This window comes from Bacteroides sp. 90-K9/2 (assembly GCF_047310725.1).
In the GTDB taxonomy this organism is placed as follows: domain Bacteria; phylum Bacteroidota; class Bacteroidia; order Bacteroidales; family Bacteroidaceae; genus Bacteroides; species Bacteroides vicugnae.
In genome coordinates this window covers 1-26808 of record NZ_JBCGVL010000006.1, presented here as the reverse complement: position 1 = coordinate 26808, position 26808 = coordinate 1, and the positions used below count along the sequence as shown (strand labels likewise).

Annotated in this window: 24 protein-coding genes; 23 read left to right on the top strand and 1 reads right to left on the bottom strand. The window is 43.5% G+C overall.

The window, feature by feature from the left end; all coding sequences use genetic code 11:
- Positions 1 to 8: 8 nt before the first annotated feature.
- The 8 genes from ykgO to AAHJ11_RS14530 all read left to right on the top strand — a co-directional run bounded on the left by ykgO (position 9) and on the right by AAHJ11_RS14530 (position 4370).
- Positions 9 to 125, top strand: a complete 117-nt coding sequence (gene ykgO / locus AAHJ11_RS14565; RefSeq protein WP_002558051.1) for a type B 50S ribosomal protein L36 — start codon at positions 9 to 11, stop codon at positions 123 to 125.
- Positions 126 to 158: 33 nt separating this feature from the next.
- The gene (gene rpsM / locus AAHJ11_RS14560; protein WP_004296328.1) at positions 159 to 539 is read left to right on the top strand and encodes a 30S ribosomal protein S13; all 381 of its coding nucleotides are present in this window, start codon (positions 159 to 161) and stop codon (positions 537 to 539) included.
- A gap of 11 nt (positions 540 to 550) precedes the next feature.
- Entirely contained in the window at positions 551 to 940 is a 390-nt protein-coding gene (rpsK, locus tag AAHJ11_RS14555) for a 30S ribosomal protein S11 (RefSeq protein ID WP_004296327.1), read from the top strand.
- Positions 941 to 1057: 117 nt separating this feature from the next.
- Entirely contained in the window at positions 1058 to 1663 is a 606-nt protein-coding gene (gene rpsD, locus AAHJ11_RS14550) for a 30S ribosomal protein S4 (RefSeq protein WP_004296326.1), read from the top strand.
- Positions 1664 to 1674: 11 nt separating this feature from the next.
- Positions 1675 to 2667 carry a DNA-directed RNA polymerase subunit alpha gene (locus tag AAHJ11_RS14545; protein WP_004296325.1) on the top strand — a complete coding sequence of 331 codons (993 nt, stop codon included), beginning with the start codon at positions 1675 to 1677 and terminating at the stop codon, positions 2665 to 2667.
- Between the two features lie 3 nt (positions 2668 to 2670).
- The gene (gene rplQ / locus AAHJ11_RS14540; RefSeq protein WP_099145751.1) at positions 2671 to 3174 is read left to right on the top strand and encodes a 50S ribosomal protein L17; all 504 of its coding nucleotides are present in this window, start codon (positions 2671 to 2673) and stop codon (positions 3172 to 3174) included.
- 147 nt (positions 3175 to 3321) lie between these two features.
- On the top strand, positions 3322 to 3717 hold the full coding sequence (locus tag AAHJ11_RS14535; protein ID WP_099145770.1) for a hypothetical protein: 396 nt from the start codon (positions 3322 to 3324) through the stop codon (positions 3715 to 3717).
- A 110-nt stretch (positions 3718 to 3827) separates the two neighbouring features.
- Complete coding sequence (locus AAHJ11_RS14530) at positions 3828 to 4370, top strand: hypothetical protein (RefSeq protein WP_099145752.1); 543 nt, start codon at positions 3828 to 3830, stop codon at positions 4368 to 4370.
- Positions 4371 to 4520: 150 nt separating this feature from the next.
- Here AAHJ11_RS14530 and AAHJ11_RS14525 read toward each other — a convergent pair whose 3' ends face one another.
- Positions 4521 to 6335 carry a MutS-related protein gene (locus AAHJ11_RS14525; protein ID WP_413579714.1) on the bottom strand — a complete coding sequence of 605 codons (1815 nt, stop codon included), beginning with the start codon at positions 6333 to 6335 and terminating at the stop codon, positions 4521 to 4523.
- Between the two features lie 317 nt (positions 6336 to 6652).
- On the opposite strand from AAHJ11_RS14525, the gene AAHJ11_RS14520 reads away from it, so the two are divergent.
- The 15 genes from AAHJ11_RS14520 (at position 6653) to AAHJ11_RS14450 (ending at position 26240) form a co-directional block, all read left to right on the top strand.
- Positions 6653 to 7297: a DUF6563 family protein gene (locus AAHJ11_RS14520; RefSeq protein WP_195649636.1), complete on the top strand. Its 645-nt coding sequence runs from the start codon at positions 6653 to 6655 to the stop codon at positions 7295 to 7297.
- A gap of 377 nt (positions 7298 to 7674) precedes the next feature.
- Positions 7675 to 9672, top strand: a complete 1998-nt coding sequence (locus AAHJ11_RS14515; RefSeq protein ID WP_320979300.1) for a urocanate hydratase — start codon at positions 7675 to 7677, stop codon at positions 9670 to 9672.
- A 165-nt stretch (positions 9673 to 9837) separates the two neighbouring features.
- A complete protein-coding gene (ftcD, locus tag AAHJ11_RS14510; protein ID WP_148365514.1) occupies positions 9838 to 10740 on the top strand; it encodes a glutamate formimidoyltransferase in 903 nt (300 codons plus the stop codon).
- A 110-nt stretch (positions 10741 to 10850) separates the two neighbouring features.
- On the top strand, positions 10851 to 12104 hold the full coding sequence (hutI, locus tag AAHJ11_RS14505) for an imidazolonepropionase (RefSeq protein ID WP_195649634.1): 1254 nt from the start codon (positions 10851 to 10853) through the stop codon (positions 12102 to 12104).
- A gap of 48 nt (positions 12105 to 12152) precedes the next feature.
- Positions 12153 to 12782 carry a cyclodeaminase/cyclohydrolase family protein gene (locus AAHJ11_RS14500; RefSeq protein ID WP_122138265.1) on the top strand — a complete coding sequence of 210 codons (630 nt, stop codon included), beginning with the start codon at positions 12153 to 12155 and terminating at the stop codon, positions 12780 to 12782.
- Positions 12779 to 14278 carry a histidine ammonia-lyase gene (hutH, locus tag AAHJ11_RS14495; RefSeq protein ID WP_148365512.1) on the top strand — a complete coding sequence of 500 codons (1500 nt, stop codon included), beginning with the start codon at positions 12779 to 12781 and terminating at the stop codon, positions 14276 to 14278. The genes AAHJ11_RS14500 and hutH overlap by 4 nt, the downstream gene beginning before the upstream one ends.
- Before the next feature lie 349 nt (positions 14279 to 14627).
- Complete coding sequence (locus tag AAHJ11_RS14490) at positions 14628 to 15278, top strand: TetR/AcrR family transcriptional regulator (RefSeq protein ID WP_148365511.1); 651 nt, start codon at positions 14628 to 14630, stop codon at positions 15276 to 15278.
- A gap of 55 nt (positions 15279 to 15333) precedes the next feature.
- Positions 15334 to 16680 (top strand): TolC family protein, encoded by a 1347-nt coding sequence (locus tag AAHJ11_RS14485; protein WP_148365510.1) that lies wholly within the window; start codon positions 15334 to 15336, stop codon positions 16678 to 16680.
- Positions 16681 to 16713: 33 nt separating this feature from the next.
- Positions 16714 to 17739 carry an efflux RND transporter periplasmic adaptor subunit gene (locus AAHJ11_RS14480; protein WP_148365509.1) on the top strand — a complete coding sequence of 342 codons (1026 nt, stop codon included), beginning with the start codon at positions 16714 to 16716 and terminating at the stop codon, positions 17737 to 17739.
- Positions 17740 to 17798: 59 nt separating this feature from the next.
- On the top strand, positions 17799 to 20957 hold the full coding sequence (locus AAHJ11_RS14475) for an efflux RND transporter permease subunit (protein WP_148365508.1): 3159 nt from the start codon (positions 17799 to 17801) through the stop codon (positions 20955 to 20957).
- A gap of 13 nt (positions 20958 to 20970) precedes the next feature.
- Entirely contained in the window at positions 20971 to 21264 is a 294-nt protein-coding gene (locus AAHJ11_RS14470; protein WP_005675458.1) for a PG0541 family transporter-associated protein, read from the top strand.
- A gap of 115 nt (positions 21265 to 21379) precedes the next feature.
- On the top strand, positions 21380 to 22771 hold the full coding sequence (locus tag AAHJ11_RS14465) for an SGNH/GDSL hydrolase family protein (protein WP_413579804.1): 1392 nt from the start codon (positions 21380 to 21382) through the stop codon (positions 22769 to 22771).
- Positions 22725 to 23675, top strand: a complete 951-nt coding sequence (locus AAHJ11_RS14460) for an SGNH/GDSL hydrolase family protein (protein ID WP_371826263.1) — start codon at positions 22725 to 22727, stop codon at positions 23673 to 23675. The genes AAHJ11_RS14465 and AAHJ11_RS14460 overlap by 47 nt, the downstream gene beginning before the upstream one ends.
- Complete coding sequence (locus tag AAHJ11_RS14455) at positions 23662 to 25149, top strand: MBOAT family O-acyltransferase (RefSeq protein WP_148365829.1); 1488 nt, start codon at positions 23662 to 23664, stop codon at positions 25147 to 25149. Before AAHJ11_RS14460 ends, AAHJ11_RS14455 begins: the two co-directional genes overlap by 14 nt.
- A gap of 86 nt (positions 25150 to 25235) precedes the next feature.
- A complete protein-coding gene (locus AAHJ11_RS14450; RefSeq protein WP_148365507.1) occupies positions 25236 to 26240 on the top strand; it encodes an aldo/keto reductase in 1005 nt (334 codons plus the stop codon).
- Positions 26241 to 26808 lie beyond the last annotated feature (568 nt).

Below are 26808 nucleotides of genomic sequence, written 5' to 3'. Positions count from 1 at the left end.
AATAAGATATGAAAGTAAGAGCATCATTAAAGAAACGCACGCCAGAATGTAAGATCGTTAGACGTAATGGCCGTTTGTATGTTATTAACAAGAAAAATCCTAAGTATAAACAACGTCAAGGATAATTTGTTATTTTTGCAAAAAAAATAATTAAGTATATGGCTATAAGAATAGTTGGTGTAGATTTACCTCAGAACAAAAGAGGTGAAATTGCGTTGACCTATGTATATGGAATAGGTCGCAGTAGTTCAGCAAAAATTTTAGATAAAGCTGGTGTAGATAAAGATCTGAAGGTTAAAGACTGGACAGATGATCAAGCTGCTAAGATTCGTGAGATTATCGGTGCAGAGTATAAAGTGGAAGGTGATCTTCGTTCTGAAATCCAATTGAACATTAAGCGATTAATGGATATTGGTTGCTATCGTGGTGTACGTCACCGTATTGGTCTGCCTGTTAGAGGTCAGAGCACAAAGAACAATGCACGTACTCGTAAAGGTAGAAAGAAAACCGTTGCTAATAAGAAAAAAGCTACTAAATAATAATTGTTGATATGGCAAAAAAAACAGTTGCAGCTAAAAAGAGAAATGTGAAAGTAGACGCTAATGGACAGTTGCATGTTCATTCATCTTTCAACAATATTATTGTTTCTCTTGCAAACAGTGAAGGGCAGATTATCTCTTGGTCATCTGCTGGTAAAATGGGATTTAGAGGTTCTAAAAAGAATACTCCTTATGCAGCTCAGATGGCTGCCCAGGATTGTGCAAAGATTGCATTTGATCTTGGCCTGAGAAAGGTAAAAGCATATGTGAAAGGTCCAGGTAACGGACGTGAGTCTGCTATTAGAACTATCCACGGTGCTGGTATCGAAGTTACTGAAATCATTGACGTAACTCCGCTTCCACATAATGGTTGTCGTCCTCCAAAAAGACGTAGAGTTTAATTTACCTTTAACTTACAATGATCTTGATTTTGTTTTTGGATTACATTTAATTTCTCTCTGTAATCGCGGCTGCAACAAATTAAGTTCATGAATAAACAATTAAATATTTAAAAAGAAATGGCTAGATATACTGGACCAAAATCGAGAATCGCCCGTAAATTCGGTGAGGGAATCTTTGGAGCTGATAAAGTTTTGTCAAAGAAGAACTATCCTCCCGGACAACATGGTAATTCAAGAAAAAGAAAAACTTCTGAATACGGTGTGCAACTTCGTGAAAAGCAGAAAGCTAAATACACCTATGGAGTATTAGAAAAACAATTCCGCAATTTGTTTGAAAAAGCAGCTACTGCTAAAGGTATTACCGGTGAGGTACTTCTTCAATTGTTGGAAGGCCGTCTTGACAACGTAGTATTCCGTTTGGGTATTGCTCCTACACGTGCTGCTGCTCGTCAGTTGGTTAGTCACAAGCATATTACTGTAGATGGTGAAGTGGTAAACATCCCTTCATTTGCAGTAAAACCAGGACAATTGATTGGTGTTCGTGAAAGATCTAAATCTTTGGAAGTAATTGCTAATTCTCTTGCAGGTTTCAATCACAGCAAGTATGCTTGGTTGGAATGGGACGAAGCTTCTAAGGTTGGTAAAATGTTGCACATACCTGAAAGAGCTGACATTCCTGAGAACATTAAAGAACATTTGATCGTTGAATTGTATTCTAAATAATAATTAATTTCATGGCGATATTAGCATTTCAAAAACCTGATAAAGTATTAATGTTGGAGGCGGACTCCAGATTCGGTAAATTCGAATTCCGTCCGTTGGAACCGGGTTTTGGTATTACTGTAGGTAATGCATTACGCCGAATCCTTCTTTCTTCATTAGAGGGTTTTGCTATCACTACTATCAGAATTGATGGTGTGGAGCATGAATTTTCTAGTGTACCTGGAGTAAAAGAGGATGTTACCAACATTATCTTGAATCTGAAACAAGTGAGATTCAAGCAAGTAGTTGAAGAGTTCGAGAGCGAAAAAGTGAGCATCACTGTCGAGAATTCCAGTGAATTTAAAGCAGGTGACATAGGTAAGTATTTGACTGGATTTGAAGTGTTAAATCCGGAATTAGTTATTTGTCATTTAGATTCTAAGTCAACTATGCAGATTGATATTACAATTAACAAAGGCCGTGGTTATGTACCTGCTGATGAGAATCGCGAGTATTGCACGGATGTTAATGTAATTCCAATCGACTCTATTTATACACCGATACGTAATGTCAAGTATGCTGTAGAAAACTTCCGTGTAGAACAGAAGACTGACTACGAAAAGCTAGTACTTGAAATTAGTACCGACGGTTCTATACATCCGAAAGAAGCGCTGAAAGAAGCTGCAAAAATTCTGATTTATCACTTCATGTTGTTCTCTGACGAGAAGATCACGCTTGAAAGTAATGATACTGATGGCAATGAAGAGTTTGATGAAGAAGTACTGCACATGCGTCAGCTGTTGAAAACCAAACTCGTTGATATGGACTTGTCAGTTCGTGCCCTCAATTGCTTGAAGGCTGCTGACGTAGAAACTCTCGGTGACTTGGTACAATTCAACAAAACTGACCTGCTGAAATTCAGAAACTTCGGAAAGAAATCGCTTACCGAGCTTGATGATTTGCTGGAAAGTCTGAATCTGTCGTTTGGAACCGACATTTCTAAATATAAATTAGATAAAGAATAAAAAATGAGACATAATAAAAAATTCAATCATTTAGGTCGTACTGCTTCTCATAGAAGCGCTATGTTATCTAACATGGCTTGCTCTTTGATCAAGCACAAAAGAATCACTACGACTGTTGCAAAGGCGAAAGCTTTGAAAAAGTTTGTTGAGCCTTTGATTACTAAGTCTAAAGAAGATACTACGAACTCTCGTCGTGTTGTATTTAGCAATTTGCAAGATAAGATTGCAGTAACAGAGTTGTTCAAAGAAATCTCTGTTAAGATTGCTGATCGTCCGGGTGGTTATACTCGTATTATCAAGACTGGTAACCGTTTGGGTGACAATGCAGAAATGTGCTTCATCGAGTTGGTTGACTACAATGAAAACATGGCTAAGGAAAAAGTGGCTAAGAAAGCTACTCGTACTCGTCGTTCGAAGAAATCTGCTGAAGCTGCTCCTGCTGCTGTTGAAGCTCCTGCAACTGAAGCTCCTAAGGCTGAAGAACCAAAAGCTGAATCAGCTGAATAATTTTACAGTTATTCTTATAGATATAAAAAGGGCTACCCTCATAGGTAGCCTTTTTTGTTTGTCTGCCGTTTACTAATACTAAGATACATTAAAATATATCTTAATAGAACTTTTCATAGAGAGAATCTGTTATATTTGCAAGTGAATATGGCAAAATTTGTAAAGGTAATATTGTTTCTGTTGCTGACAGTTGCTTTTCATAGCATAGCAGGCAATATTTCTACCGCGAAAGTGGTGGATGAACAGGAGCGTGCTATTACATATGCAATGAGACAACATGGGGAAATCAGCGCACCGGATCTTCCAGGTAAGCCTGTGGCTGAATTGAACAACTCGCAAAGCCATCAAATATCTGTAACACGTATTCAACGTGTGCAACTTGGAGAATATTTCTTTTCTTTGAAGAATGCGCTACAATGTTGTGCTGATCGTGAGAACTCACTTTCACAACACTTGGGGCGGATTTATGGTACAACAACTTCCTATTATTGCCAGCCATCAAGTGAATACTATGTATATACTTTGAGGCGCATAATTATTTAGTAGTAACTTATTAGTTTTGTTCATTTTGTGGTTACTGGTATCTTCTGTAATACCGGTGACTATATCTTTTTATCTTTATATTTTCACTAATAATTTAAACTTTAAATATTATGGCAACTACTCAAATGATTGATGCTACTATCTTCACATCTTCACACCCCGATATCGCAAAACGTACAAGTATTTCAGGAGTTTTAATTTCTTCTGTAATGTTATTGGTCGGTATTTTAGCTTTTGCTTCCACTTTCGAATTGGATGATAAGTCTTCTACGGTTAGTATGGCTTTGATGGTTCTGGGAACAGGTTTATTCCTTATGGGGATTTTCCGTCTCTTCTGGAAATCAAAAGAAGTTATTTATTTGCCAACCAAAAGTGTGGCTAAAGAGCATAGTATATTTTTTGATTTGAAACACATGGATGCTTTGAGGGATCTTGTGAATTCGGGGGCATTCTCTGCAGGTTCGAATATAAAGAGTGAGGCTAGTGGTAATATACGTATGGATGTGATACTCTCTGCAGATAAAAAATTTGCAGCTGTACAGTTATTCCAGTTTATACCTTATACATATCAGCCAATAACATCAGTGCAGTATTTCACTAATGAACAAGCTTCAGCGGTCATAGCATTTCTGGCAAAAAGTAAAATGCAGTAAAAGTATATCTCCAGAAACTGTTTAACTTTGTTTTCCGGCAGATTAAAACAGGTAGCTTGAAATTTTATATTCAGTTTGCTGCTGCTAAATAAAGCAGGTTTTGGATGTTACCGCAATAGAAAACTTTGATTTTCATACAAGGAATGGGGATTAGTCGTTAATGACGGCGATTCCCATTTTCTTCATTAAGAAGCAGGCATTCATATTTTGTGCAACTCCATTTCTCATTTGGTAAGAGAAGGTAAGTTCGTTGTTCGTAATGTCAGCTTCGAAACAGTAATTCCGGATATTTTGTGGGAAGGAGTCCACTAAAGTCCCTAGCAACAAGTCATGGGTGGCGATGATGCCATTGGTGTTCATGTGCATGAATTGTTTGATGAGGGCGAAAGAACCTTTCTGTTTATCCATGGAGTTTGTGCCTTTCAATATTTCATCAAGGATGATGAAAAGTTCTTCTCCTGCTTCAAGCTTGTCTATGATTAATTTAAGTCGCTTGAGTTCGGCAAAGAAATAAGATTCGTTGTCGGCTAAGGAGTCACTGGTCCGAAGACTGGTAACGAGGCGAGCCGGATATATTTTCATCTGCTTTGCCCAAACGGGAGCCCCTATACATGCTAGTAGATAGTTCACTCCTACAGTACGTAAATACGTGCTTTTTCCTGCCATATTGGCTCCTGTGATAATAATAAAGAAAGGACGTTTTTCAATGTCTATTCCGTTGCGTACACATTTGTTGCGATCCATTAAAGGATGCCCCAAAGCTTCAGCCTGCAGATGGAAAGATTGAGCAGCAATGGTAGGATAGATATAATCCGGATGATTATATGCGAATGTTGCCAGAGAACAATGAGCATCAATCTCTCCGATGGTTTCTATCCAGCGGGGGAGATCGGATGCATGGATTTCTTTCCACTTCTCGATTCGCATTACTTGGCGCAGCTCCCAGAATATCAGTCCGTTGAGTATCGTGCTTATTAGCAGATTACTTCGTTGATCGAGCGCGTTCATCAGTTTTGAAAGCTGGCGTACTGCTTGAGAAGCGGTTTGATTCTGGCTTGTAAGCTCCGCTTTTAACTTTTGCAGTATATGGCTTTGCATTTCTTTCTGTTCAGTGAGGAGAATCTGGTCGGCGTATGTCGAAAGAATTTGTAGTTTTTCCCCGTAGGTCGTTTGCAATTTAGTGATTCCTTTAGAGAAAATAGTGCTGAATAATACAAAGCTAACAAATACTCCTCCAGCTATATTAGCCGAGATAATACCTAAAATGGCTAAACCTATACATAAGAAATTAATGATCGTTACCGCTGTCGGGAGGATACGTAGAAGCGTTCGCTTCCGATAATAACTTGGACTGTTTGCCCATTCCTTGATTTCGGTGGTATCGGCAGGTTTTCCTTTATAGAGTAAGCCGAGTAAGCGGATTTGTTGACGATATTCTAAGTCTGTGGACAATTCATGTATAGCTTCCTGGCGATGTTCAATAGCTTCTTTGTTTTCCAGATGTGCATTGAACCAGTTTGCAAGATGCTGTTTGCCAATAGGCGTTGCAGTGCGGTTGATGTATTGGAAAAGAGAATGTTCACCAAATACGTCTAAATCAAGAGTGTAGAGATGAGATGGATTAACAAATTCTTTTCCGTCATCAAAATCAGAAAAGTCATATTGCATGGCACGTAGCTCCTGCTCATTGATTTCTATTTTCTTTTTCAGAAAATCTTTCCGGTAGAACCAGAAATTATGGCGTTTTACCAGCCAGATGAATAAGATAAAAGGCAGGATAGCAAAAGCAAAAAGACATAACCACCCATCAGGCCAAAAGATAATAGCATTTGCTACAGCTCCTACGAATAAGATCAGACGGAGGAGACTGATATAATAGATACGTTTCCGGGCATTCTGTAACTCCAGTTCTGTTTTCTGAATGATTTGCTGATATGTAGTAATGATCTGCTCTTGTTTTTCCATGACAAATTTAATTCTTTTCCACAAAGGTAATATAATTCATAACGGTCGGGATAAGAGCTTGTTTTTGTCGAGAGCAGATTTACTGTTTATTAACGGAAGATAGAAAGGAATAACAAGCTCATATTGCGACTTGCCTGGATAACGCCTTTGCTAGCTGTAAGGAATGGGTATATAAGTTCTGTTTCCGTTTAACGAAAGTAGGGGGTATTTCCTGATAGTAGTTTTTTTTCAATATTTCTTTTCTCATTCTTGCATTTATCCGCTAAAATTTATAACTTTCCACTCGAAAAGGCGTTAGACAGGAAAGGAGGATGCTTATGAAGAAAGGATGTATCTTATGTTTGCTGATAAGCGTGATTAGCCTTCCGTTAATTGCGCAGAATGTTATTTATTCCAACCTGAAAGAGTTGTTGGCTCAACATGGCGATACGACAGCCGTGTTGCGTATAGAAAAACGCTCCAGAAATCAGATTGTATTGACAGGAGGGGCTGATTACCGGATAACAGCCGGTGATGACGAGTCGATGTGCCGACGTTTGAAGAAGCGTTGTTTTGCCGTGCGTGACGAAAAAGGAGATTTATATTTGAATTGTCGTAAGTTGCGCTATAAAAAGTTACGCTTCGGAGCATGGTATGCCCCTGCCGTTCAGTTGGGGAAAAATATCTATTTTTGTGCCATGCCTTTAGGCTCGGTTATCGGAGGAAACTTTGTGGAAGAAGATGACGTAAAACTGGGAGGGAATATCGGTGATGCTCTTGCCGCTTCAAGCTTGGTTACGAAACGTGTCTGTTATGAGCTAAATGGTGAAACAGGAAAAGTCGATTTTCTGGGGAAGGATAAAATGCTTCAATTATTGAAGAATGATCCGGAACTGAAACAGGCATATTTGAATGATGATAGCCAGGAGGCGAAGCATACCTTTAAATATTTGTTGGAGTTGCGGAATAAGCAAAAAAAGTAACCTTGTCGATCTCTGTTGGCATAGCAGGGAAGGAGTGTATTCATATACAACCATGGTCATAGTGATATGATTAGGGGTGCGGATTATGTCAATAGCATAGAACTCATAGCTCTGATTTAATGGAAAAATCCGCTATCCATTTTAATAAAAGACCTATTAATCCGTTTGGATAAAAGGCCTGCATTTGTATCTGTATAAAAGCATAAGCGGCTCTTGAGATGGCTTATATCTTATCATTCTATTAAATTGTAAACCTAATAATGCCTTTCTGATAATAAAACCGTCTTTTTTCTTGTCTTTTATCTTCTTTTTTTCTATATTGCGAAGAGTTATAAGACTGTATTGCTTACAGTTTGTAATCCTTAATTCTGTTTATTATGAGAATAACTCTTGGCAACACACTACCTCCTTATCCGGATTTTGTAGAAGGTATCCGGAGAGCTCCCGACCGTGGTTATACACTTACCCCGGCGCAGACAATCACAGCATTAAAAAACGCTTTGCGTTATATTCCCTCCGAGTGGCACGAGCAACTGGCTCCTGAATTTATGGAAGAACTACGCACTCGCGGGCGGATTTACGGATACCGTTTCCGTCCTGCCGGAGACTTGAAAGCAAAGCCGATTGATGAATATCAAGGACAATGTATTGAGGGCAAAGCCTTTCAGGTAATGATTGATAATAACCTTTGCTTCGATATCGCCTTATATCCCTATGAGCTTGTTACTTACGGTGAAACCGGGCAAGTCTGCCAAAATTGGATGCAATACCGACTGATCAAGCGATATCTGGAAGAACTTACCCAGGAACAGACACTGGTTATTGAATCCGGACATCCATTAGGGCTTTTCCGCTCCCGTCCCGATGCTCCCCGCGTTATAATTACCAATTCGATGATGATCGGGCAATTCGACAATCAACATGATTGGCATATTGCCGCCCAGATGGGAGTTGCCAATTACGGACAGATGACAGCCGGAGGCTGGATGTATATCGGCCCTCAAGGGATTGTTCATGGCACTTTCAACACCCTCCTGAATGCCGGACGATTGAAACTCGGTATTCCACAAGACCAAGATTTGCGGGGACACTTATTTATTTCTTCCGGTTTGGGAGGAATGAGTGGTGCACAACCTAAGGCAGCCGAAATAGCAGGAGCAGTCTCCATCATAGCCGAAGTAGATCGTTCACGCATTGAAACACGCTATCGCCAAGGATGGGTGGGGCATGTGACTGCAGATATAACAGAAGCATACCGGATGGCAGCTGAAGCAATGCGACGCCGTGAACCTTGTTCCATTGCCTATCATGGAAATATAGTAGACCTACTCGAATATGCCGAGCGAGAAAAGATTCTGATCGAACTATTATCCGATCAAACCTCCTGTCACGCCGTTTACGAAGGTGGATACTGCCCTGCCGGACTGACTTTCGAGGAACGCACACGACTTCTTCATGAATCGCCGGAGCAATTCCGTCACTTGGTAGACGTATCTCTACGCCGTCATTTCGAAGTTATCAAGAAACTGGTAGCCCGCGGAACTTATTTCTTTGATTATGGAAACTCCTTCATGAAAGCCATATACGATGCCGGAGTAAAAGAAATCTCTCGTAATGGCGTTGATGAAAAAGACGGATTTATCTGGCCGAGCTATGTCGAAGATATTATGGGGCCCCAACTTTTTGATTACGGCTACGGTCCGTTCAGGTGGGTCTGTTTGAGTGGTAAACACGAAGATCTGATAAAAACAGACCGCGCGGCTATGGAATGTATCGACGTCCATCGGCGTGGTCAGGATCTGGACAACTACAATTGGATACGGGATGCAGAAAAGAATCAACTCGTGGTGGGTACACAGGCACGTATTCTTTATCAGGATGCAGTTGGAAGAATGAAGATAGCCCTCCGTTTCAATGAGATGGTTCGCCGGGGTGAAGTAGGACCTATTATGCTGGGACGAGACCACCACGATGTAAGCGGTACGGATTCTCCTTTCCGGGAGACGTCGAATATCAAAGACGGAAGTAATGTGATGGCAGATATGGCTGTGCAATGCTTTGCCGGAAATTGTGCCCGTGGAATGAGTCTGGTAGCCTTACACAATGGAGGCGGCGTCGGCATTGGCAAAGCAATCAATGGCGGTTTTGGTATGGTATGCGACGGTAGCGAACGGGTAGATGAAATACTTCGTTCGGCAATGCTTTGGGACGTGATGGGAGGAGTAGCCCGCCGTTCATGGGCGCGTAATCCGCATGCGATGGAAACGAGTGAAGCATTTAATGAGTCCCATGTAGGAGATTATCAGATAACAATGCCTTATGTGGCGGACGAAGAATTAATAAAGAAGATAGTTCCATATATTGTGGGAAAGTAGTCTCACAATATAAGAGAAAACATTCCCATAAAATGAGGGAATAAATTCCCATAATATATGGAACAGTTTAAACATGCAGTTATTTTGGATAAACCAAGTAGTTATTTGATGTAAAACATATAGTTATTCAGTAAAGTATAACCTCTATAATAATAGATATTTGATATGAGTTGGAATAAGATTATTGAGTGCGTCCCCAATTTTAGTGAGGGACGTGATTTAGAGAAAATAGATCAGATAGTAGCCCCTTTCCGTGGTAAAGCTGGAGTAAAACTGCTTGATTATAGTAATGATGAAGACCATAACCGTCTGGTTGTCACACTTGTGGGAGAGCCGGAAGCACTGTGTGAAGCAGTAGTTGAAGCCGTTGGTGTAGCTGTCCGTTTGATCGACCTGAATCAGCACACCGGGCAACATCCTCGTATGGGAGCGGTAGATGTAATTCCTTTCATCCCGATTAAGAACACCAGTATGGAAGAAGCCATCGAGCTTTCTAAAAAAGTGGCTGCGAAAGTTGCGGAGCTATCTAATCTTCCCGTCTTTCTGTATGAAAAGTCCGCTACTGCACCACACCGGGAAAATCTCGCTTCCGTTCGTAAAGGCGAATTTGAAGGAATGGCCGAAAAGATCAAACTGCCCGAATGGCAACCTGACTTCGGACCTGCTGAACGACATCCGACCGCAGGTACCGTAGCAATCGGAGCCCGTATGCCACTCGTAGCCTACAATGTCAATCTAAGTACAGATAATCTGGAGATAGCCACTAAGATAGCGAAAAATATCCGCCATATCAATGGAGGCCTCCGTTATGTAAAAGCAATGGGAGTGGAGCTGAAAGAGCGAAACATCACCCAAGTGTCCATTAACATGACCGACTATACCCGTACCGCACTTTACCGTGCCTTCGAACTGGTACGTATCGAGGCCCGTCGTTACGGTGTTACGATTGTAGGTAGCGAAATAATCGGCCTTGTACCGATGGAAGCTCTGATTGATACCGCTTCCTACTATCTCGGACTCGAAAACTTTTCCATGCAGCAAGTTCTCGAAGCTCGTATCATGGAATAGACAATAAGAAAATAGAATGAATCACAATTGCTTTATGGCAAACATCATTCTAAAAGAACGTCCCATTCATATCTCCATTTATTATATGAACTAATTATGATGAACTATTTATGAGTGAAAACCTAATCATATTTAACGCCCGTATCGTAACCCCCATCGGCTTTTCCGCCCGTAAAGGAGAGGAAATGTCCCAACTGCAAATCATAGAAAACGGAACCGTGGAAGTGACCAAAGGAATCATTACCTACGTTGGTGAAAACCGTGGCGAAGACCGGGATGGTTACTACCAGCACTACTGGCATTATAACGCTCGCGGACATTGCCTTTTGCCCGGTTTCGTCGATTCCCATACCCATTTTGTATTTGGCGGAGAACGTTCCGAAGAATTTTCCTGGCGTCTGAAAGGCGAAAGCTATATGTCAATCATGGAGCGGGGAGGGGGAATTGCAAGTACCGTAAAAGCCACCCGGCAAATGAACTACCTGCAACTTCGTTCAGCCGCCGAAAGCTTCCTGAAGAAGATGAGCACTATGGGAGTAACCACCGTAGAAGGTAAAAGTGGCTACGGTCTGGATCGGGACACAGAATTACTACAACTAAAAGTAATGCGCAGCCTGGATAACGCCGAGCATAAACGCGTCGATATAGTCTCCACTTTCCTCGGCGCCCACGCCCTTCCCGAAGAATATGCAGGGAGAAGCGACGAATACATCGATTTCCTGATTCGTGAAATGCTTCCCCTTATCCATTCCGGTAAGTGGGCAGAATGTTGTGATGTCTTTTGCGAACAAGGCGTTTTCTCTGTCGAACAATCCCGTCGCCTGCTTCAGGCAGCCAAAGAGCACGGTTTCCTGTTGAAACTTCATGCCGACGAAATCGTCTCTCTCGGCGGTGCCGAACTGGCCGCCGAACTCGGAGCACTGTCTGCCGACCATCTCCTGCACGCTTCCGATGCCGGCATCCGTGCAATGGCCGATGCCGGAGTAGTAGCTACGCTGTTACCTCTGACAGCTTTCGCCTTGAAAGAACCCTATGCGCGAGGTCGTGAAATGATTGACGCCGGTTGTGCTGTGGCACTTGCCACCGACCTGAATCCCGGCAGTTGTTTCTCCGGTTCCATCCCGCTGACCATTGCTCTGGCCTGTATCTATATGCAAATGAGCATCGAAGAAACCATCACCGCTCTCACCCTGAACGGAGCCGCCGCTCTTCAACGAGCCGACCGGATTGGAAGCATTGAAGTAGGCAAACAAGGCGATTTCATCATCCTCAATTCCGACAACTATCATATTCTACCTTACTATATAGGCATGAATTGCGTAATTATGACTATTAAAGGCGGCATACTTTATCCCGTCACTTAATAGTTGAAAAACTCTCATTCATTAATCACTTAAAAAAAATAGAATACCATGTTAGCAGATTTAACCGTAAAAGATTTCTTAGATAAAGTAGCTTGCAGTGACCCTGTGCCCGGCGGTGGTAGTATTGCCGCTTTGAATGGAGCGCTGGCTTCCTCCCTTTCCACGATGGTGGCACGGCTGACCGTAGGAAAAAAAGGATACGAAGTCAGTGAAGAAGTAATGCAGCACGCACAAACCATCACCCTCCGTTTGCTGGACGAATTTATGGCACTTATTGACAAAGATTCGGCTGCCTACAACGAAGTATTTGCCTGTTTTAAACTACCAAAAACAACCGACGAAGAGAAAGCCGCCCGAAGTACCGCTATCCAGAAGGCAACCAAACAAGCCGCCCTCGTTCCGTTGGAAGTAGCCCGCAAAGCACTGGATATGATGTCCATTATAGCCGATGTTGCCCGCCTCGGCAACCGGAATGCCGTCACAGATGCCTGTGTAGCAATGATGTCCGCCCGTACCGCCGTATTGGGAGCCTTGCTGAATGTCCGTATCAACCTCGGTTCGCTCAAAGACAGAGATTTTGTCCTCCAACTGCAAACCGAAGCCGATGCCATCGAGCAAACCGCTTGCCAGAAAGAAAAAGAATTGTTGGATGCCGTAAATCAAGACCTGCGCGTATGAGTAAGAATGTATACCATATCGGTTCCGGAGCACTGACCTTCGAAATCATCGAACGGATTATAAACGAAAACCTGAAACTCGAACTAGCTCCCGAAGCCAAGTTGCGCATCCAGAAATGTCGCGACTACCTCGACCAAAAAATAGCTTCTTCCGAAGAACCGTTATACGGCATAACAACAGGTTTCGGCTCTCTATGCACTAAAAATATATCTCCCGATGAACTGGGGACCCTTCAAGAAAACCTGATAAAAAGCCATGCTTGCAGCGTAGGCGAAGAAATTCGCCCCGTCATCATCAAACTGATGATGCTTCTCAAAGCCCATGCCCTTTCATTAGGACATAGCGGCGTACAAGTTATCACCGTGCAGCGCATCCTCGATTTCTTCAATAATGACGTCATGCCTATCGTCTACGACCGCGGTTCCCTTGGAGCCTCCGGCGACCTGGCACCGCTCGCCAATCTTTTCCTTCCTCTGATAGGTGTCGGTGATGTCTACTATAAAGGAAAAAAGTGCGAAGCCATCAGCGTACTCGACGAATTTGGCTGGGAACCGGTCAAACTAATGAGCAAAGAAGGACTAGCCCTGCTGAACGGTACCCAATTTATGAGTGCCAACGGTGTGTTCGCTATGCTCAAAGCCTTTCGCCTCTCGAAAAAAGCCGACCTGATAGCCGCACTTTCCCTCGAAGCCTTTGACGGCCGTATCGACCCGTTTATGGACTGCATCCAGCAAATCCGCCCCCATCAGGGACAGATTGAGACAGGCGAAGCCTTCCGCAAACTACTGTCAGGCAGCGAACTAATCGAACGCCACAAGGAACACGTGCAAGATCCCTATTCTTTCCGTTGTATCCCGCAAGTACATGGCGCTACCAAAGATGCCATCCGCTACGTTGCCTCCGTACTGCTTACCGAAATCAATTCCGTCACGGACAACCCCACCATCTTCCCCGATGAAGACCGGATCATCTCCGGCGGAAACTTTCACGGGCAACCGCTTGCCATCTCTTATGATTTCCTTGCCATCGCTCTGGCCGAATTGGGAAATATCTCCGAACGCCGTGTCTCCCAACTGATTATGGGTCTCCGTGGGCTACCTGAATTTCTCGTAGCCAACCCCGGTTTGAACTCCGGCTTCATGATTCCGCAGTATGCCGCCGCCTCCATGGTCAGCCAGAATAAAATGTACTGCTATGCAGCTTCGAGCGATTCCATCGTCTCTTCCAACGGACAGGAAGACCATGTAAGCATGGGTGCCAATGCCGCAACCAAACTCTATAAAGTGATGGACAACCTGGAACATATCCTTGCCATCGAACTGATGAACGCCGCACAAGGCATCGACTTCCGCCGCCCGCAGAAAACCTCTCCCGTTCTTGAGCGTTTCCTCCATGCCTATCGGAAAGAAGTACCTTTTGTAAAAGATGACATCGTGATGTACAAGGAAATACATAAAACAGTCGCCTTCCTGAAGAGGACACAGATTGAATACTGACAATAAATTGATCCTTTTTCGCTTTTCGTTAATAATGGTGACTGTTATTGCCGGGTAAGTGTCGATTCTTATCGATATTTATCCGGCATTTATTGCCGGCCATCTCTTCTATTAGCGATAAAACTTTACTTCCTATATTCCTCCCTTTTACCTTTCCTCTGTGTTTGTTCCAAATTTCCTATTAACACTTGTTTTCATTTTACTCTATTGAATGATAATAAATCCCAAATGGACTATAAATAGATGGAAACTTGATTTGTTAATTGAGTTTTCTATATATCTTTGTTCCGTTTTTCCTTTGGAAATGAAGAGAAAACGAAAACTGCATTTTAATAAAATAGAAAAACGGATGATGACAGAGCATGGAAAAGACGCTTCCCAACGGGTAGAGTTAAGAGAACGGATCATAACGGCAGCAACAGAAGCTTTTACTTCAAAAGGCATCAAGAGTATTACGATGGATGACATTGCGGCAGCATTAGGAATTTCCAAACGTACGCTCTACGAAGTCTTTTCGGATAAAGAATCGTTGTTGAAAGAATGCATACTGAAGGCACAGGCAGACAGAGACAAGTATTTGCAGAAAGTCTTTGAACAGTCGCACAATGTGTTGGAAGTGATACTTGCAGTTTTTCAGAAAAGCATTGAGATGTTTCATCAGACGAACAAACGCTTTTTTGAAGACATTAAGAAATATCCCAAAGTATATGAGATGATGAAGAACCGGCAGGACAGCGATTCGATGAAAACCATGTCCTTCTTCAAAACAGGAGTAGAGCAGGGCATCTTTCGTCCGGATGTAAACTTCTCCATCGTCAATTTGCTGGTACGTGAGCAATTTGACGTGCTTTTGAATACAGACATCTGCAACGAATATCCTTTCATTGAAGTGTACGAGTCCATCATGTTTACTTATATACGCGGTATCTCCACCGAAAAAGGAGCAAGGGTACTGGAAGACTTTATACAAGAATATCGCAAGAACCGCATCGAATACTAGAGCAAAAGTGAGGTTCTATTGACAAACAAGTAAGATTAAATTAGAAATTTAGTTTATGAACAAAATGAAAAGATTGACAGGTCGGAAGATTCTTCTGGTAGCTGTGGCACTCTGCGCATTTGGTTTTGCAAAGGCACAGGACACGCAGATGGAGAAGAATACACTAACCTTAACCTTAGACAAAGCCTTGGAAATTGCATTGGATGAGAATCCGACAATGAAAGTGGCAGCAGAAGAGATCGCCTTAAAAAAAGTTGCCAGCAAGGAAGCCTGGCAGAGTCTGTTGCCGGAGGCTAGCATTGCCGGTTCCTTAGACCATACGATTAAAGCGGCTGAAATGAAATTGAACGATATGTCGTTCAAGATGGGGCAAGACGGAACGAATACCGCCAATGCCGGGTTGAGCATTAACCTGCCACTTTTTGTGCCGGGTGTTTACCGGGCTATGTCGATGACAAAGACGGATATTGAACTGGCAGTAGAGAAGTCACGTGCTTCCAAACTGGATCTGGTGAATCAGGTAAGCAAGGCTTATTATCAGTTGATGCTTGCGCAGGATAGCTATGAAGTGCTTCAGGGCAGCTATAAACTGGCAGAAGATAATTACAATGTAGTGAATGCCAAATATCAGCAGGGAACTGTGAGCGAATATGACAAGATCAGTGCGGAAGTACAGATGCGCAGCATTAAACCGAACCTGATCGCGGCAGCCAATGCGGTGACTTTGGCTAAGTTGCAGTTAAAAGTTCTGATGGGCATCACTGCCGATGTGGAGATAAAGATTAATGATAATCTGACCAACTATGAGACAACCATGTTTGTCAATCAGTTGAAAGAAGAGAATGTAAATCTGAACAACAATACCACCATGAAGCAGTTGGACTTGAACATGAAGTTGCTTGAAAAGAATGTAAAGTCTTTAAAGACGAACTTTATGCCGACTCTTTCCATGAGCTTCTCCTATCAATATCAGTCATTGTATAATCCGAATATCAATTTCTTCGATTATAACTGGAGCAACAGTTCCAGCCTGATGTTCAATATCAGCATACCTTTATATAAGGCAAGCAACTTTACGAAAGTAAAATCTGCCCGTATACAGATGCGCCAGCTCGATTGGAACCGTATCGATACGGAAAGACAGTTGAATATGCAGATTGTCAGTTGTCGCAATAATATGAGTGCCAGCACAGAGCAGGTAGTCAGCAACAAGGAAAATGTGATGCAGGCAAAGAAAGCGGTGGTGATTGCCGAAAAACGTTATGATGTGGGTAAGGGCACGGTGCTCGAACTGAACAGTTCGCAAGTGTCACTGACACAGGCGCAACTCACCTACAATCAGTCCATATACGATTACCTGGTTGCTAAGGCAGACCTCGATCAGGTGCTGGGAAAAGAATAAAGATAGACAACTAAAAAATTACAAGTAAGGAATATGAAAAGAAGTATCCAATTGGTAGCCCTGCTGTTAACTGTGTTTATGGGCTCATGTACAGGTGGAAAAGACAAAGCTGCTGCGGAACATGCCGACGCAAAGCCCATTGTGAAGCTGGCAGACGTAAAAGCTCGTCCCGTAGATCAGATACAGGATTACACAGCAACGGTGGAAGCAGAAGTAAAGAATAATATTGCACCTTCGTCTCCCGTGCGTATCGACCAGATTTTTGTGGAAGTGGGCGACCGTGTATCCAAAGGACAGAAACTTGTGCAGATGGATGCGGCCAACCTGAAACAGGCGAAGCTGCAACTTGACAATCAGGAAATAGAATTCAATCGTATCGACGAACTATATAAAGTGGGCGGTGCGTCCAAATCTGAATGGGATGCTTCGAAGATGCAACTCGATGTGAAGAAAACCGCTTATAAGAATTTGCAGGAGAATACCTCTTTGCTAAGCCCCATCAATGGTGTGGTAACTGCACGCAACTATGATAATGGCGATATGTACAGCGGTGGAGAACCGGTCTTGGTAGTAGAGCAGATCACTCCCGTGAAACTCCTGATCAATGTGTCCGAAACCTACTTTACGAAAGTGAAGAAAGGTACCCCCGTCGACGTGAAACTCGATGTATATGGGGATGAAGTCTTTACAGGAACCATCAATCTGGTTTATCCGACTATAGATGCCACTACCCGTACATTCCAGGTAGAGATCAGACTGGACAATAAAGACCAGCGCGTACGTCCGGGAATGTTTGCCCGTGCCACATTAAATTTCGGAACGGCAGAAAATGTAGTTGTTCCTGATTTGGCAATTGTTAAACAGGCAGGTTCAGGCGACCGTTATGTATTCGTTTATCAAGACGGCAAGGTGTCTTATAATAAAGTCGAATTGGGTAGACGCATGGGTGCGGAGTATGAGTTGAAATCCGGTGTGCCTGATAATTCGCAGGTTGTAGTTGCCGGACAGTCACGTTTGGTGAACGGTATGGAAGTAGAGGTGGAAGCCTCTTCCAAATAGAAGGTGTAAAATTCCTTTCGCCTAATGCTTTTATTAATTAACCAGATTTATAAAACAACATGAGTTTATACGAAGGTGCGGTTAAGAAACCGATTATGACCTCCCTCTGCTTTCTGGCAGTCGTGATTTTTGGTCTTTTCTCTTTGTCCAAGTTGCCTATTGACTTGTATCCGGACATTGACACGAATACAATCATGGTGATGACCGCTTATCCCGGCGCAAGTGCCTCGGATATAGAAAATAATGTGACTCGCCCACTCGAAAATACGTTGAACGCGGTGAGCAACCTGAAACATATTACCTCCCGTTCTTCCGAGAATATGTCACTGATTACATTGGAGTTCGAGTTTGGTAACGATATTGACGTGCTGACCAATGATGTGCGCGATAAACTCGACATGGTAAGTTCGCAGCTTCCCGATGATGTCGAGAATCCGATCATCTTTAAGTTTAGTACGGACATGATTCCGATCGTGTTGCTTTCCGTACAGGCCAATGAAAGCCAGTCGGCACTTTATAAGATATTGGACGACCGTGTGGTAAATCCGCTGGCACGTATTCCGGGAGTCGGAACGGTGTCTATCAGCGGTGCGCCGCAGCGTGAGATTCAGGTATATTGCGACCCTAACAAACTGGAAGCCTATCATCTGACTATCGAAACAATCAGTTCCATTATCGGAGCCGAGAACAAGAATATTCCCGGTGGTAACTTCGATATTGGTAGTGAAACCTATGCGCTGCGTGTAGAAGGTGAGTTTGATGATTCCCGCCAGCTGGAAGATGTAGTGGTGGGTACATACAATGGGGCGAATGTCTTTCTGCGTGATGTAGCCCGTATTGTTGATACCGTGGAAGAACGTGCACAGGAAACCTATAATAATGGGGTGCAAGGTGCTATGATTGTAGTTCAGAAACAGTCGGGAGCCAATTCGGTAGAAATCTCCAAGAAAGTGGCCGACGCGCTGCCGAGGCTTCAGAAGAACCTGCCGAGCGATGTGAAGATTGGTGTCATTGTCGATACTTCGGACAACATTTTGAACACCATCGACAGTTTGACGGAGACCGTTGCTTATGCCTTGCTCTTCGTTGTCATTGTCGTGTTCCTCTTTCTGGGACGTTGGCGTGCGACGCTGATTATCTGTATCACCATTCCGCTTTCATTGATTGCCTCGTTCATCTATCTGGCGGTTAGTGGAAATACAATTAATATCATTTCGCTTTCGTCACTTTCTATCGCTATCGGTATGGTGGTGGATGATGCGATTGTGGTACTTGAAAATGTAACGACCCATATCGAGCGTGGTTCCGATCCGAAACAGGCAGCCGTGCACGGAACGAATGAGGTGGCAATCTCTGTAATCGCTTCTACACTGACCATGATTGCCGTGTTCTTCCCGTTGACGATGGTAAGCGGTATGTCCGGTGTACTTTTCAAACAGTTGGGTTGGATGATGTGTGCTATCATGTTTATTTCTACGGTCGCCGCACTATCCTTGACTCCGATGCTCTGTTCCCAGTTGCTTCGTTTGCAGAAGAAGCCGTCGAAGATGTTCAAGCTCTTCTTTACTCCGATTGAGAAAGCGCTCGACGGACTCGATACCTGGTACGCGAAAATGTTGAACTGGGCTGTACGTCACCGTCCGATTGTGATTGTGGGATGTATCGTTTTCTTCGTTATCAGTTTGTTGTGTGCAAAGGGGATTGGTACAGAGTTTTTCCCGGCACAGGATAATGCCCGTATTGCCGTACAGTTGGAACTCCCGATCGGTACACGAAAAGAGATAGCGCAGGAACTTTCAGAAAAGTTGACTAACCAATGGCTGACGAAGTATAAGGACATTATGAAAGTTTGTAACTATACGGTCGGTCAGGCTGACTCCGACAACACTTGGGCATCCATGCAGGACAACGGTTCGCATATTATCTCTTTCAACATCAGTTTGGTAGACCCGGGCGATCGTAACATTTCTTTGGAAACAGTCTGTGATGAGATGCGTGAAGATTTGAAAGCCTACCCTGAATTCAGTAAGGCACAAGTAATCCTTGGAGGTAGTAACACAGGTATGTCCGCTCAGGCAAGTGCTGACTTTGAGGTTTACGGATACGATATGACAATGACCGATAGCGTGGCAGCCCGCCTGAAACGTGAACTGCTGAAAGTGAAAGGAGTGACTGAGGTAAATATCAGCCGTAGTGACTATCAGCCTGAATATCAGGTAGACTTCGACCGTGAGAAACTGGCGATGCATGGCTTGAATCTTTCGACTGCCGGTAACTACCTGCGTAATCGTGTCAATGGTGCGGTAGCATCTAAATATCGTGAAGACGGAGATGAATATGATATCAAAGTGCGTTACGCACCCGAATTCCGTACAAGTCTGGAAAGTCTGGAAAATATCCTCATTTATAATGCGCAAGGACAATCCGTTCGTGTGAAAGATGTCGGAAAGGTAGTCGAACGTTTTGCACCTCCTACCATCGAACGTAAAGACCGTGAACGTATCGTGACCGTTTCCGCCGTAATCTCCGGAGCTCCGCTGGGCGACGTGGTGGCTGCCGGAAATAAGGTGATAGATAAAATGGATCTTCCGGGAGAAGTCACTATCCAGATTTCCGGTTCGTACGAAGACCAGCAGGATTCGTTCCGCGATTTGGGAACACTTGCCATCCTGATTGTCATTCTCGTATTTATCGTGATGGCAGCACAGTTCGAGTCACTGACTTATCCGTTCATTATCATGTTCTCACTGCCGTTTGCGTTTAGTGGTGTTTTGATGGCATTGTTCTTTACGAACAGCACATTGAGCGTCATGAGTTTGTTGGGAGGTATCATGTTGATTGGTATTGTGGTGAAGAACGGTATTGTGCTTATCGACTACATCACCCTTTGCCGGGAACGTGGACTTGCAGTGTTGAACTCTGTGGTAACAGCTGGTAAGAGCCGTCTTCGTCCGGTATTAATGACTACTGCCACTACCGTGCTCGGTATGATTCCGATGGCTATCGGTGGCGGTCAGGGTTCTGAAATGTGGAGTCCGATGGCGATTGCCGTCATCGGTGGTCTGACAGTATCTACTGTGTTGACATTGATTTTGATTCCTACTTTATATTGCGTATTTGCAGGAACGGGTATCAAGAACCAGCGTCGCAAACTTCGCCGTAAACGTGATTTGGATGTTTACTTTCAGGAGAATAAAGACAGCATTATTAAGAAATAACAAAAAAAGAAATATGAAATCAGTATTGATAACATTCGACCAGGCTTATTACGAACGAATCATGGCGTTACTCGACCGTTTGGGATGTCGTGGTTTTACCTACCTCGAAAAAGTACAGGGGCGTGGTTCGAAGACAGGTGATCCGCATTTCGGAAGCCATGCCTGGCCAAGTATGTGTTCGGCTATCCTGACGGTAGTAGATGATAGCAAAGTCGATCCGCTGCTGGACACCTTGCATAAGATGGACTTACAGACGGAGCAATTAGGCCTGCGCGCATTTGTGTGGAACATTGAACGGACCATTTAAGAACGATCCGGTAGATAGATAAAAAGGAAAGGGGAATCTAATAAATAATGTAGATTCTCCTTTCTTTTTGTGGCTTTTATCTATCTTTGCGGTCGTTTTGGATTTTAGGAACATGATGGAGATAATAAAGAATTATTTGAAATATTCGTTGTGGTTTGTACTGATTGTATTTGCAGCCTTACTCGGGCTTCATTGGCTTCCGGTATTGACTATTGACGGACACACGATGAGGCGTGTAGACCTTTTGAGCGATCTTCGTTACCCCGAATCGGAGACTGCTGCAGCTGATTCGGACAGCATCCCTTTGCCTCCTGTTGTAAAACCGGCTTTTGTGGATACCTGCCGTGCGGGCATGACTTGCATAGAAGATTACAGTGATTCCACCCTCCGGGGAATGGCTCCTTTCTATGAAGCACTCGACCGTGTCTCTTCCGCTGACTCCGCTGACAAACAGGTACGCATTGCCGTATTCGGAGACTCTTTTATCGAAGCGGATATATTTACGGCCGACTTGCGCGAAATGCTTCAGAAACAATTCGGCGGTTGCGGTGTAGGTTTTGTCACCATCACTTCCATGACCAGCGGTTATCGTCCTACGGTGCGGCATACATTTGGCGGATGGTCCAGCCATGCGGTAACAGACAGCGTGTATTTCGACAAGAAGAAACAAGGAATTTCCGGACACTATTTCGTCCCCCGAAACGGAGCTTATGTAGAACTGCGCGGACAAAATAAATATGCCTCCCTGCTCGATACTTGTCAGCGTGCCTCCATCTTCTTTTATAATAAAGATTCTGTTCTTCTTTCTGCCCGTGTGAACAAAGGAGAAAACAAGAATTACTCTTTAGGTCCTTCCGATGGATTACAGCAAATTCAGGTGGACGGACACATCGGTTCTATCCGTTGGACAGTAGATCGTGCGGACTCTACCCTGTTCTATGGCTTGGCAATGGATGGAAAGAAAGGAATCATTCTCGATAACTTCTCGTTGCGTGGCAGTTCCGGTCTTTCCCTGCGTGGTATTCCGGTACAAATGCTGAAGCAGTTTAACCGCCAACGTCCTTATGATCTGATTATCCTCGAATATGGCTTGAATGTAGCTACCGAACGGGGGCGCAATTATGATAATTACCAGAAAGGATTGATTACTGCTATCGAGCATCTGAAAGAATGTTTCCCACAAGCGGGAATCCTGTTGTTGAGCGTCGGTGACCGTGATTATAAAAACGAAAACGGTGAACTCCGTACTATGCCCGGTGTCAAGAATCTGATTCGTTATCAGCAGAACATAGCTGCCGAAAGCGGCATTGCATTCTGGAATATGTTTGATGCAATGGGTGGAGACGGCAGTATGGCAAAACTCGTCCACGCCAAACCTTCTATGGCAAACTATGATTATACGCATATAAACTTCCGTGGCGGTAAACATTTGGCAGGATTACTTTATGAAACCATGATCTATGGTAAGGAACAATACGACAGGAGGCGTGCTTATGAGAAGGAGTAATCTGCTGTTCATCTTTGTTCTTATTTTCTCCGGTCTGTTAAGTAGCCCTTGTTTTCTTACAGAAACAATTGCGCAAGACCGTATGCCTGTATGCCCTCCATTGGGAAAGACTGCAAAGCGGATAAAGCCTTTACGGGAAATGAATTGGGCGAATGATACGATCAACGTACAAATAGCCTTCCCTGCAGCTTTTCGCGAAACCGGACGGAATGAGATTATTGACAGCATTGCTCTGTTGGCTCCCGTCTTTGAACATCTCCGCCAGGTACGTGCCGGACTCTCCGAAGATACAGTCCGCATCGTTCATATTGGCGATAGCCACGTGCGTGGACATATCTATCCTCAAACCACCGGTGCCCGTTTGACAGAAACCTTTGGCGCCATTTCTTATATTGATAAAGGCGTCAACGGAGCTACTTGCCTAACATTTACCCATCCGGATCGTATTGCCGAAATTGTTGCTTTGAAACCCGAATTGCTGATTCTCTCTTTCGGAACCAATGAAAGCCATAACCGGCGTTATAATATAAATGTGCACTACAATCAGATGGATGAACTTGTGAAACTGTTGCGCGACAGTCTTCCTAATATCCCTATTCTTCTGACTACCCCTCCCGGTTCCTATGAAAGTTTCCGGCAACGGAGGCGTAGACGCACGTATGCCATCAATCCCCGTACGGCAACAGCAGCGGAAACCATCCGCCGTTATGCAAAAGACCATCGCCTGCTCGTGTGGGATATGTACGATGTAGTCGGAGGGAAGCGTCGTGCCTGCACCAACTGGACAGAGGCAAACCTGATGCGTCCCGATCATGTACATTATTTACCTGAAGGATACATCCTGCAAGGAAATTTATTATACCAAGCACTTATACAAGCATATAATGACTATGTTTCCCATTGATATAGATTTCAGTAGACTAAAAGAGGTACTTACCTACGATCCGCAAGCCCCGATGATATTCAGCAGCGGTATCTTCCTTTGGCTGTTCGCTGCTTTCATGGTGGTGTATGTGTTGTTACAACGTAAATACACTGCCCGTATCTTGTTTGTCACCCTCTTTTCCTATTATTTCTACTACAAGAGTAGCGGCACATATTTCTTTCTGCTTGCTATAGTCACCGTTGCCGACTTCTTTCTTGCACAGCTAATGGACCGTGCAGAGGGGTATTGGAAACGTAAAGGATTAGTCGCTTTGAGTCTGAGTGTCAATCTGGGACTTCTTGTCTATTTCAAATATACCAATTTCCTCGGTGGAGTGATAGCGTCATTGATGGGAGGAGAGTTTACCGCTCTTGATATATTCCTGCCGGTCGGTATCTCCTTCTTCACTTTCCAGTCGTTAAGCTACACCATCGACGTTTACCGGAGAGATATAAAGCCTTTGACTAATCTTCTGGATTATGCTTTTTACGTATCTTTCTTTCCCCAGTTGGTAGCGGGACCTATCGTGCGTGCCCGCGACTTTATCCCGCAAATCCGGAAACCTCTCTTTGTTTCGCAGGAGATGTTCGGCCGCGGAATCTTTCTGATCGTATCCGGTCTTTTCAAGAAAGCCATTATCTCCGACTATATCAGCATCAACTTTGTAGAACGTATTTTTGATAATCCTACTCTCTATTCGGGTGTTGAGAATCTGATGGGAGTGTATGGTTATGCTTTACAGATTTACTGCGACTTTTCCGGATATAGTGACATGGCTATCGGTATCGCTTTATTGTTGGGCTTTCATTTCAATCTCAACTTTAATTCTCCTTATAAGTCTGCCTCCATTACCGAATTCTGGCGTCGTTGGCACATCTCTTTGTCCAGTTGGCTGCGGGATTATCTGTATATCTCTTTAGGAGGAAACCGGAAAGGCAAGTTCCGGCAATATCTGAATCTTATCATTACCATGTTTCTGGGTGGATTGTGGCATGGTGCATCTTGGAACTTCGTTCTTTGGGGAACTTTCCACGGTGTTGCTTTAGCATTGCATAAAATGTGGATGACTATCACCGGGCGTAAGAAAGGAGAACAAAGTCATGGTTGGCGGCGTGTGTTTGGAGTGATTATTACTTTTCATTTCGTCTGCTTCTGCTGGATTTTCTTCCGTAATGCCGATTTTCAGAACTCAATGGATATGCTGGGACAGATATTCACTACTTTCCGTCCGCAATTGTTCCCACAGTTACTTGAAGGATATTGGAAAGTATTCGCATTAATGTTGCTCGGCTTCCTGCTTCATTTTGCTCCCGATAGTTGGGAAAATGCAGCTTGCCGGGGAGTGATCCGTCTGCCTTTCGTAGGAAAAGCAGTATTGATGGTAGCGTTGATTTACCTTGTTATTCAGATGAAGAGTTCGGAGATTCAGCCGTTTATTTATTTCCAGTTCTGATCCGCCTTCTTTTTAATATCCGGTTAAAGCTGTAATTGGAATATTTTTCCTTTCTTTGTGAAAGGAAAATATAAACATTCTGCTTTATGGAAAACTCTTTCAGTTATCAGCCGGCAGCCGGTCGCTACGAACAGATGCCATATAAATATTGTGGCAAGAGTGGCTTGCAGTTACCCCTAATCTCTTTGGGATTGTGGCATAATTTCGGTAGTGTGGACAATTTCAATGTAGCAACCGACATGATTAAGTATGCTTTCGATCACGGTGTTACTCATTTCGACTTGGCAAATAATTACGGCCCCGCTCCCGGAAGTGCCGAAGTAAATTTCGGGCGAATCTTGAAAGAGAACTTTCAAGGCTACCGGGATGAAATGATTATCTCTTCCAAAGCCGGTCATGAGATGTGGGCAGGCCCTTATGGCGGAAATAGCTCTCGTAAAAATCTGATGGCGAGCATTGACCAAAGTCTCTGCCGGACAGGTTTGGAGTATTTTGATATCTTTTATAGTCATCGTTATGACGGAGTCACTCCGGTCGAAGAAACCATTCAGACATTGATTGATATTGTGAAGCAAGGTAAAGCATTGTATATCGGAATTTCTAAATATCCTCCCGAACAAGCCCGTGTTGCCTATGAGATGATGGCAAAAGCCGGTGTTCCCTGTCTTATCAGTCAATATCGGTATAGTATGTTCGATCGTGCGGTTGAGGCTGAATCACTTCCTTTAGCAGCGGAATACGGTTCCGGCTTCATAGCTTTCTCTCCTTTGGCACAAGGATTATTGACCGATAAATATCTGAACGGCATTCCGGAAGGTTCCCGTGCTGCCCGTTCTTCGGGTTTTCTTCAACAATCTCAAGTGACGCATGAAAAGGTAGAAGCTGCCCGTCAATTAAATGAAATAGCCCGCCGCCGTGGGCAAACGCTGGCTGAAATGGCTTTGGCATGGGTGCTGAAAGACGAAAGAATGACATCGGTGATTGTAGGTGCAAGTTCTGTGAATCAGTTGGCCGACAATTTGAAAACGCTGGAACATTTGGAGTTTACGGCAGACGAGTTGAAAGAAATAGAGCAAATTTTACCCGGATAAATTCAGCCTGATTCATAAGGAGGTGTCGTATTTACAATTTGAATTCAGCAGTCTCCGCTGAATTCAGCTTCTGCAAACGTTTTTTCATATTCATTTCTCATGTTCTCATAAATGATATGATAATAGTTTGTAAATCAATGATATAATACTATGAGAAATGAACTGTGAAATGGCATTTCTCATAGTATTTCCATCATTTACCCCTAAAAAAGATGCATTTCTCATAGGTTTCAAATCATTTCTCATCTTATTCTCATACTCCTTCTTATTTGTTTTGCTCATTTCTCATACATGATGGCTGCAGCTTTTCCCGGACTCTCGCCGGACTTACGATTATTCCTTTCCCTATGTCGTTTATTAATCAACTTCATATTGTTTACTGCTTTCCTGTGTATCATTCACCTTATATCTTACTGTTTTCCCTTACTCACTGCTATTTCTTCCTGCTACTATCTGTATCATTGCACTCGAGTGAACAGATCATTCCACTCTACAGGGCAGACGCATTAAAAATCATTATCCTGTAAAAGTTTTGATAAATATTTTTCATCCCACCCAGCTTTTAGCC

Bases quoted from the DNA above. Each gene is read 5' to 3' on its own strand.
- ykgO (WP_002558051.1), top strand. From the start codon at position 9: ATGAAAGTAAGAGCATCATTAAAGAAACGCACGCCAGAATGTAAGATC.
- rpsM (WP_004296328.1), top strand. From the start codon at position 159: ATGGCTATAAGAATAGTTGGTGTAGATTTACCTCAGAACAAAAGAGGT.
- rpsK (WP_004296327.1), top strand. From the start codon at position 551: ATGGCAAAAAAAACAGTTGCAGCTAAAAAGAGAAATGTGAAAGTAGAC.
- rpsD (WP_004296326.1), top strand. From the start codon at position 1,058: ATGGCTAGATATACTGGACCAAAATCGAGAATCGCCCGTAAATTCGGT.
- AAHJ11_RS14545 (WP_004296325.1), top strand. From the start codon at position 1,675: ATGGCGATATTAGCATTTCAAAAACCTGATAAAGTATTAATGTTGGAG.
- rplQ (WP_099145751.1), top strand. From the start codon at position 2,671: ATGAGACATAATAAAAAATTCAATCATTTAGGTCGTACTGCTTCTCAT.
- AAHJ11_RS14535 (WP_099145770.1), top strand. From the start codon at position 3,322: ATGGCAAAATTTGTAAAGGTAATATTGTTTCTGTTGCTGACAGTTGCT.
- AAHJ11_RS14530 (WP_099145752.1), top strand. From the start codon at position 3,828: ATGGCAACTACTCAAATGATTGATGCTACTATCTTCACATCTTCACAC.
- AAHJ11_RS14525 (WP_413579714.1), bottom strand. From the start codon at position 6,335: ATGGAAAAACAAGAGCAGATCATTACTACATATCAGCAAATCATTCAG.
- AAHJ11_RS14520 (WP_195649636.1), top strand. From the start codon at position 6,653: ATGAAGAAAGGATGTATCTTATGTTTGCTGATAAGCGTGATTAGCCTT.
- AAHJ11_RS14515 (WP_320979300.1), top strand. From the start codon at position 7,675: ATGAGAATAACTCTTGGCAACACACTACCTCCTTATCCGGATTTTGTA.
- ftcD (WP_148365514.1), top strand. From the start codon at position 9,838: ATGAGTTGGAATAAGATTATTGAGTGCGTCCCCAATTTTAGTGAGGGA.
- hutI (WP_195649634.1), top strand. From the start codon at position 10,851: ATGAGTGAAAACCTAATCATATTTAACGCCCGTATCGTAACCCCCATC.
- AAHJ11_RS14500 (WP_122138265.1), top strand. From the start codon at position 12,153: ATGTTAGCAGATTTAACCGTAAAAGATTTCTTAGATAAAGTAGCTTGC.
- hutH (WP_148365512.1), top strand. From the start codon at position 12,779: ATGAGTAAGAATGTATACCATATCGGTTCCGGAGCACTGACCTTCGAA.
- AAHJ11_RS14490 (WP_148365511.1), top strand. From the start codon at position 14,628: ATGATGACAGAGCATGGAAAAGACGCTTCCCAACGGGTAGAGTTAAGA.
- AAHJ11_RS14485 (WP_148365510.1), top strand. From the start codon at position 15,334: ATGAACAAAATGAAAAGATTGACAGGTCGGAAGATTCTTCTGGTAGCT.
- AAHJ11_RS14480 (WP_148365509.1), top strand. From the start codon at position 16,714: ATGAAAAGAAGTATCCAATTGGTAGCCCTGCTGTTAACTGTGTTTATG.
- AAHJ11_RS14475 (WP_148365508.1), top strand. From the start codon at position 17,799: ATGAGTTTATACGAAGGTGCGGTTAAGAAACCGATTATGACCTCCCTC.
- AAHJ11_RS14470 (WP_005675458.1), top strand. From the start codon at position 20,971: ATGAAATCAGTATTGATAACATTCGACCAGGCTTATTACGAACGAATC.
- AAHJ11_RS14465 (WP_413579804.1), top strand. From the start codon at position 21,380: ATGGAGATAATAAAGAATTATTTGAAATATTCGTTGTGGTTTGTACTG.
- AAHJ11_RS14460 (WP_371826263.1), top strand. From the start codon at position 22,725: ATGGTAAGGAACAATACGACAGGAGGCGTGCTTATGAGAAGGAGTAAT.
- AAHJ11_RS14455 (WP_148365829.1), top strand. From the start codon at position 23,662: ATGTTTCCCATTGATATAGATTTCAGTAGACTAAAAGAGGTACTTACC.
- AAHJ11_RS14450 (WP_148365507.1), top strand. From the start codon at position 25,236: ATGGAAAACTCTTTCAGTTATCAGCCGGCAGCCGGTCGCTACGAACAG.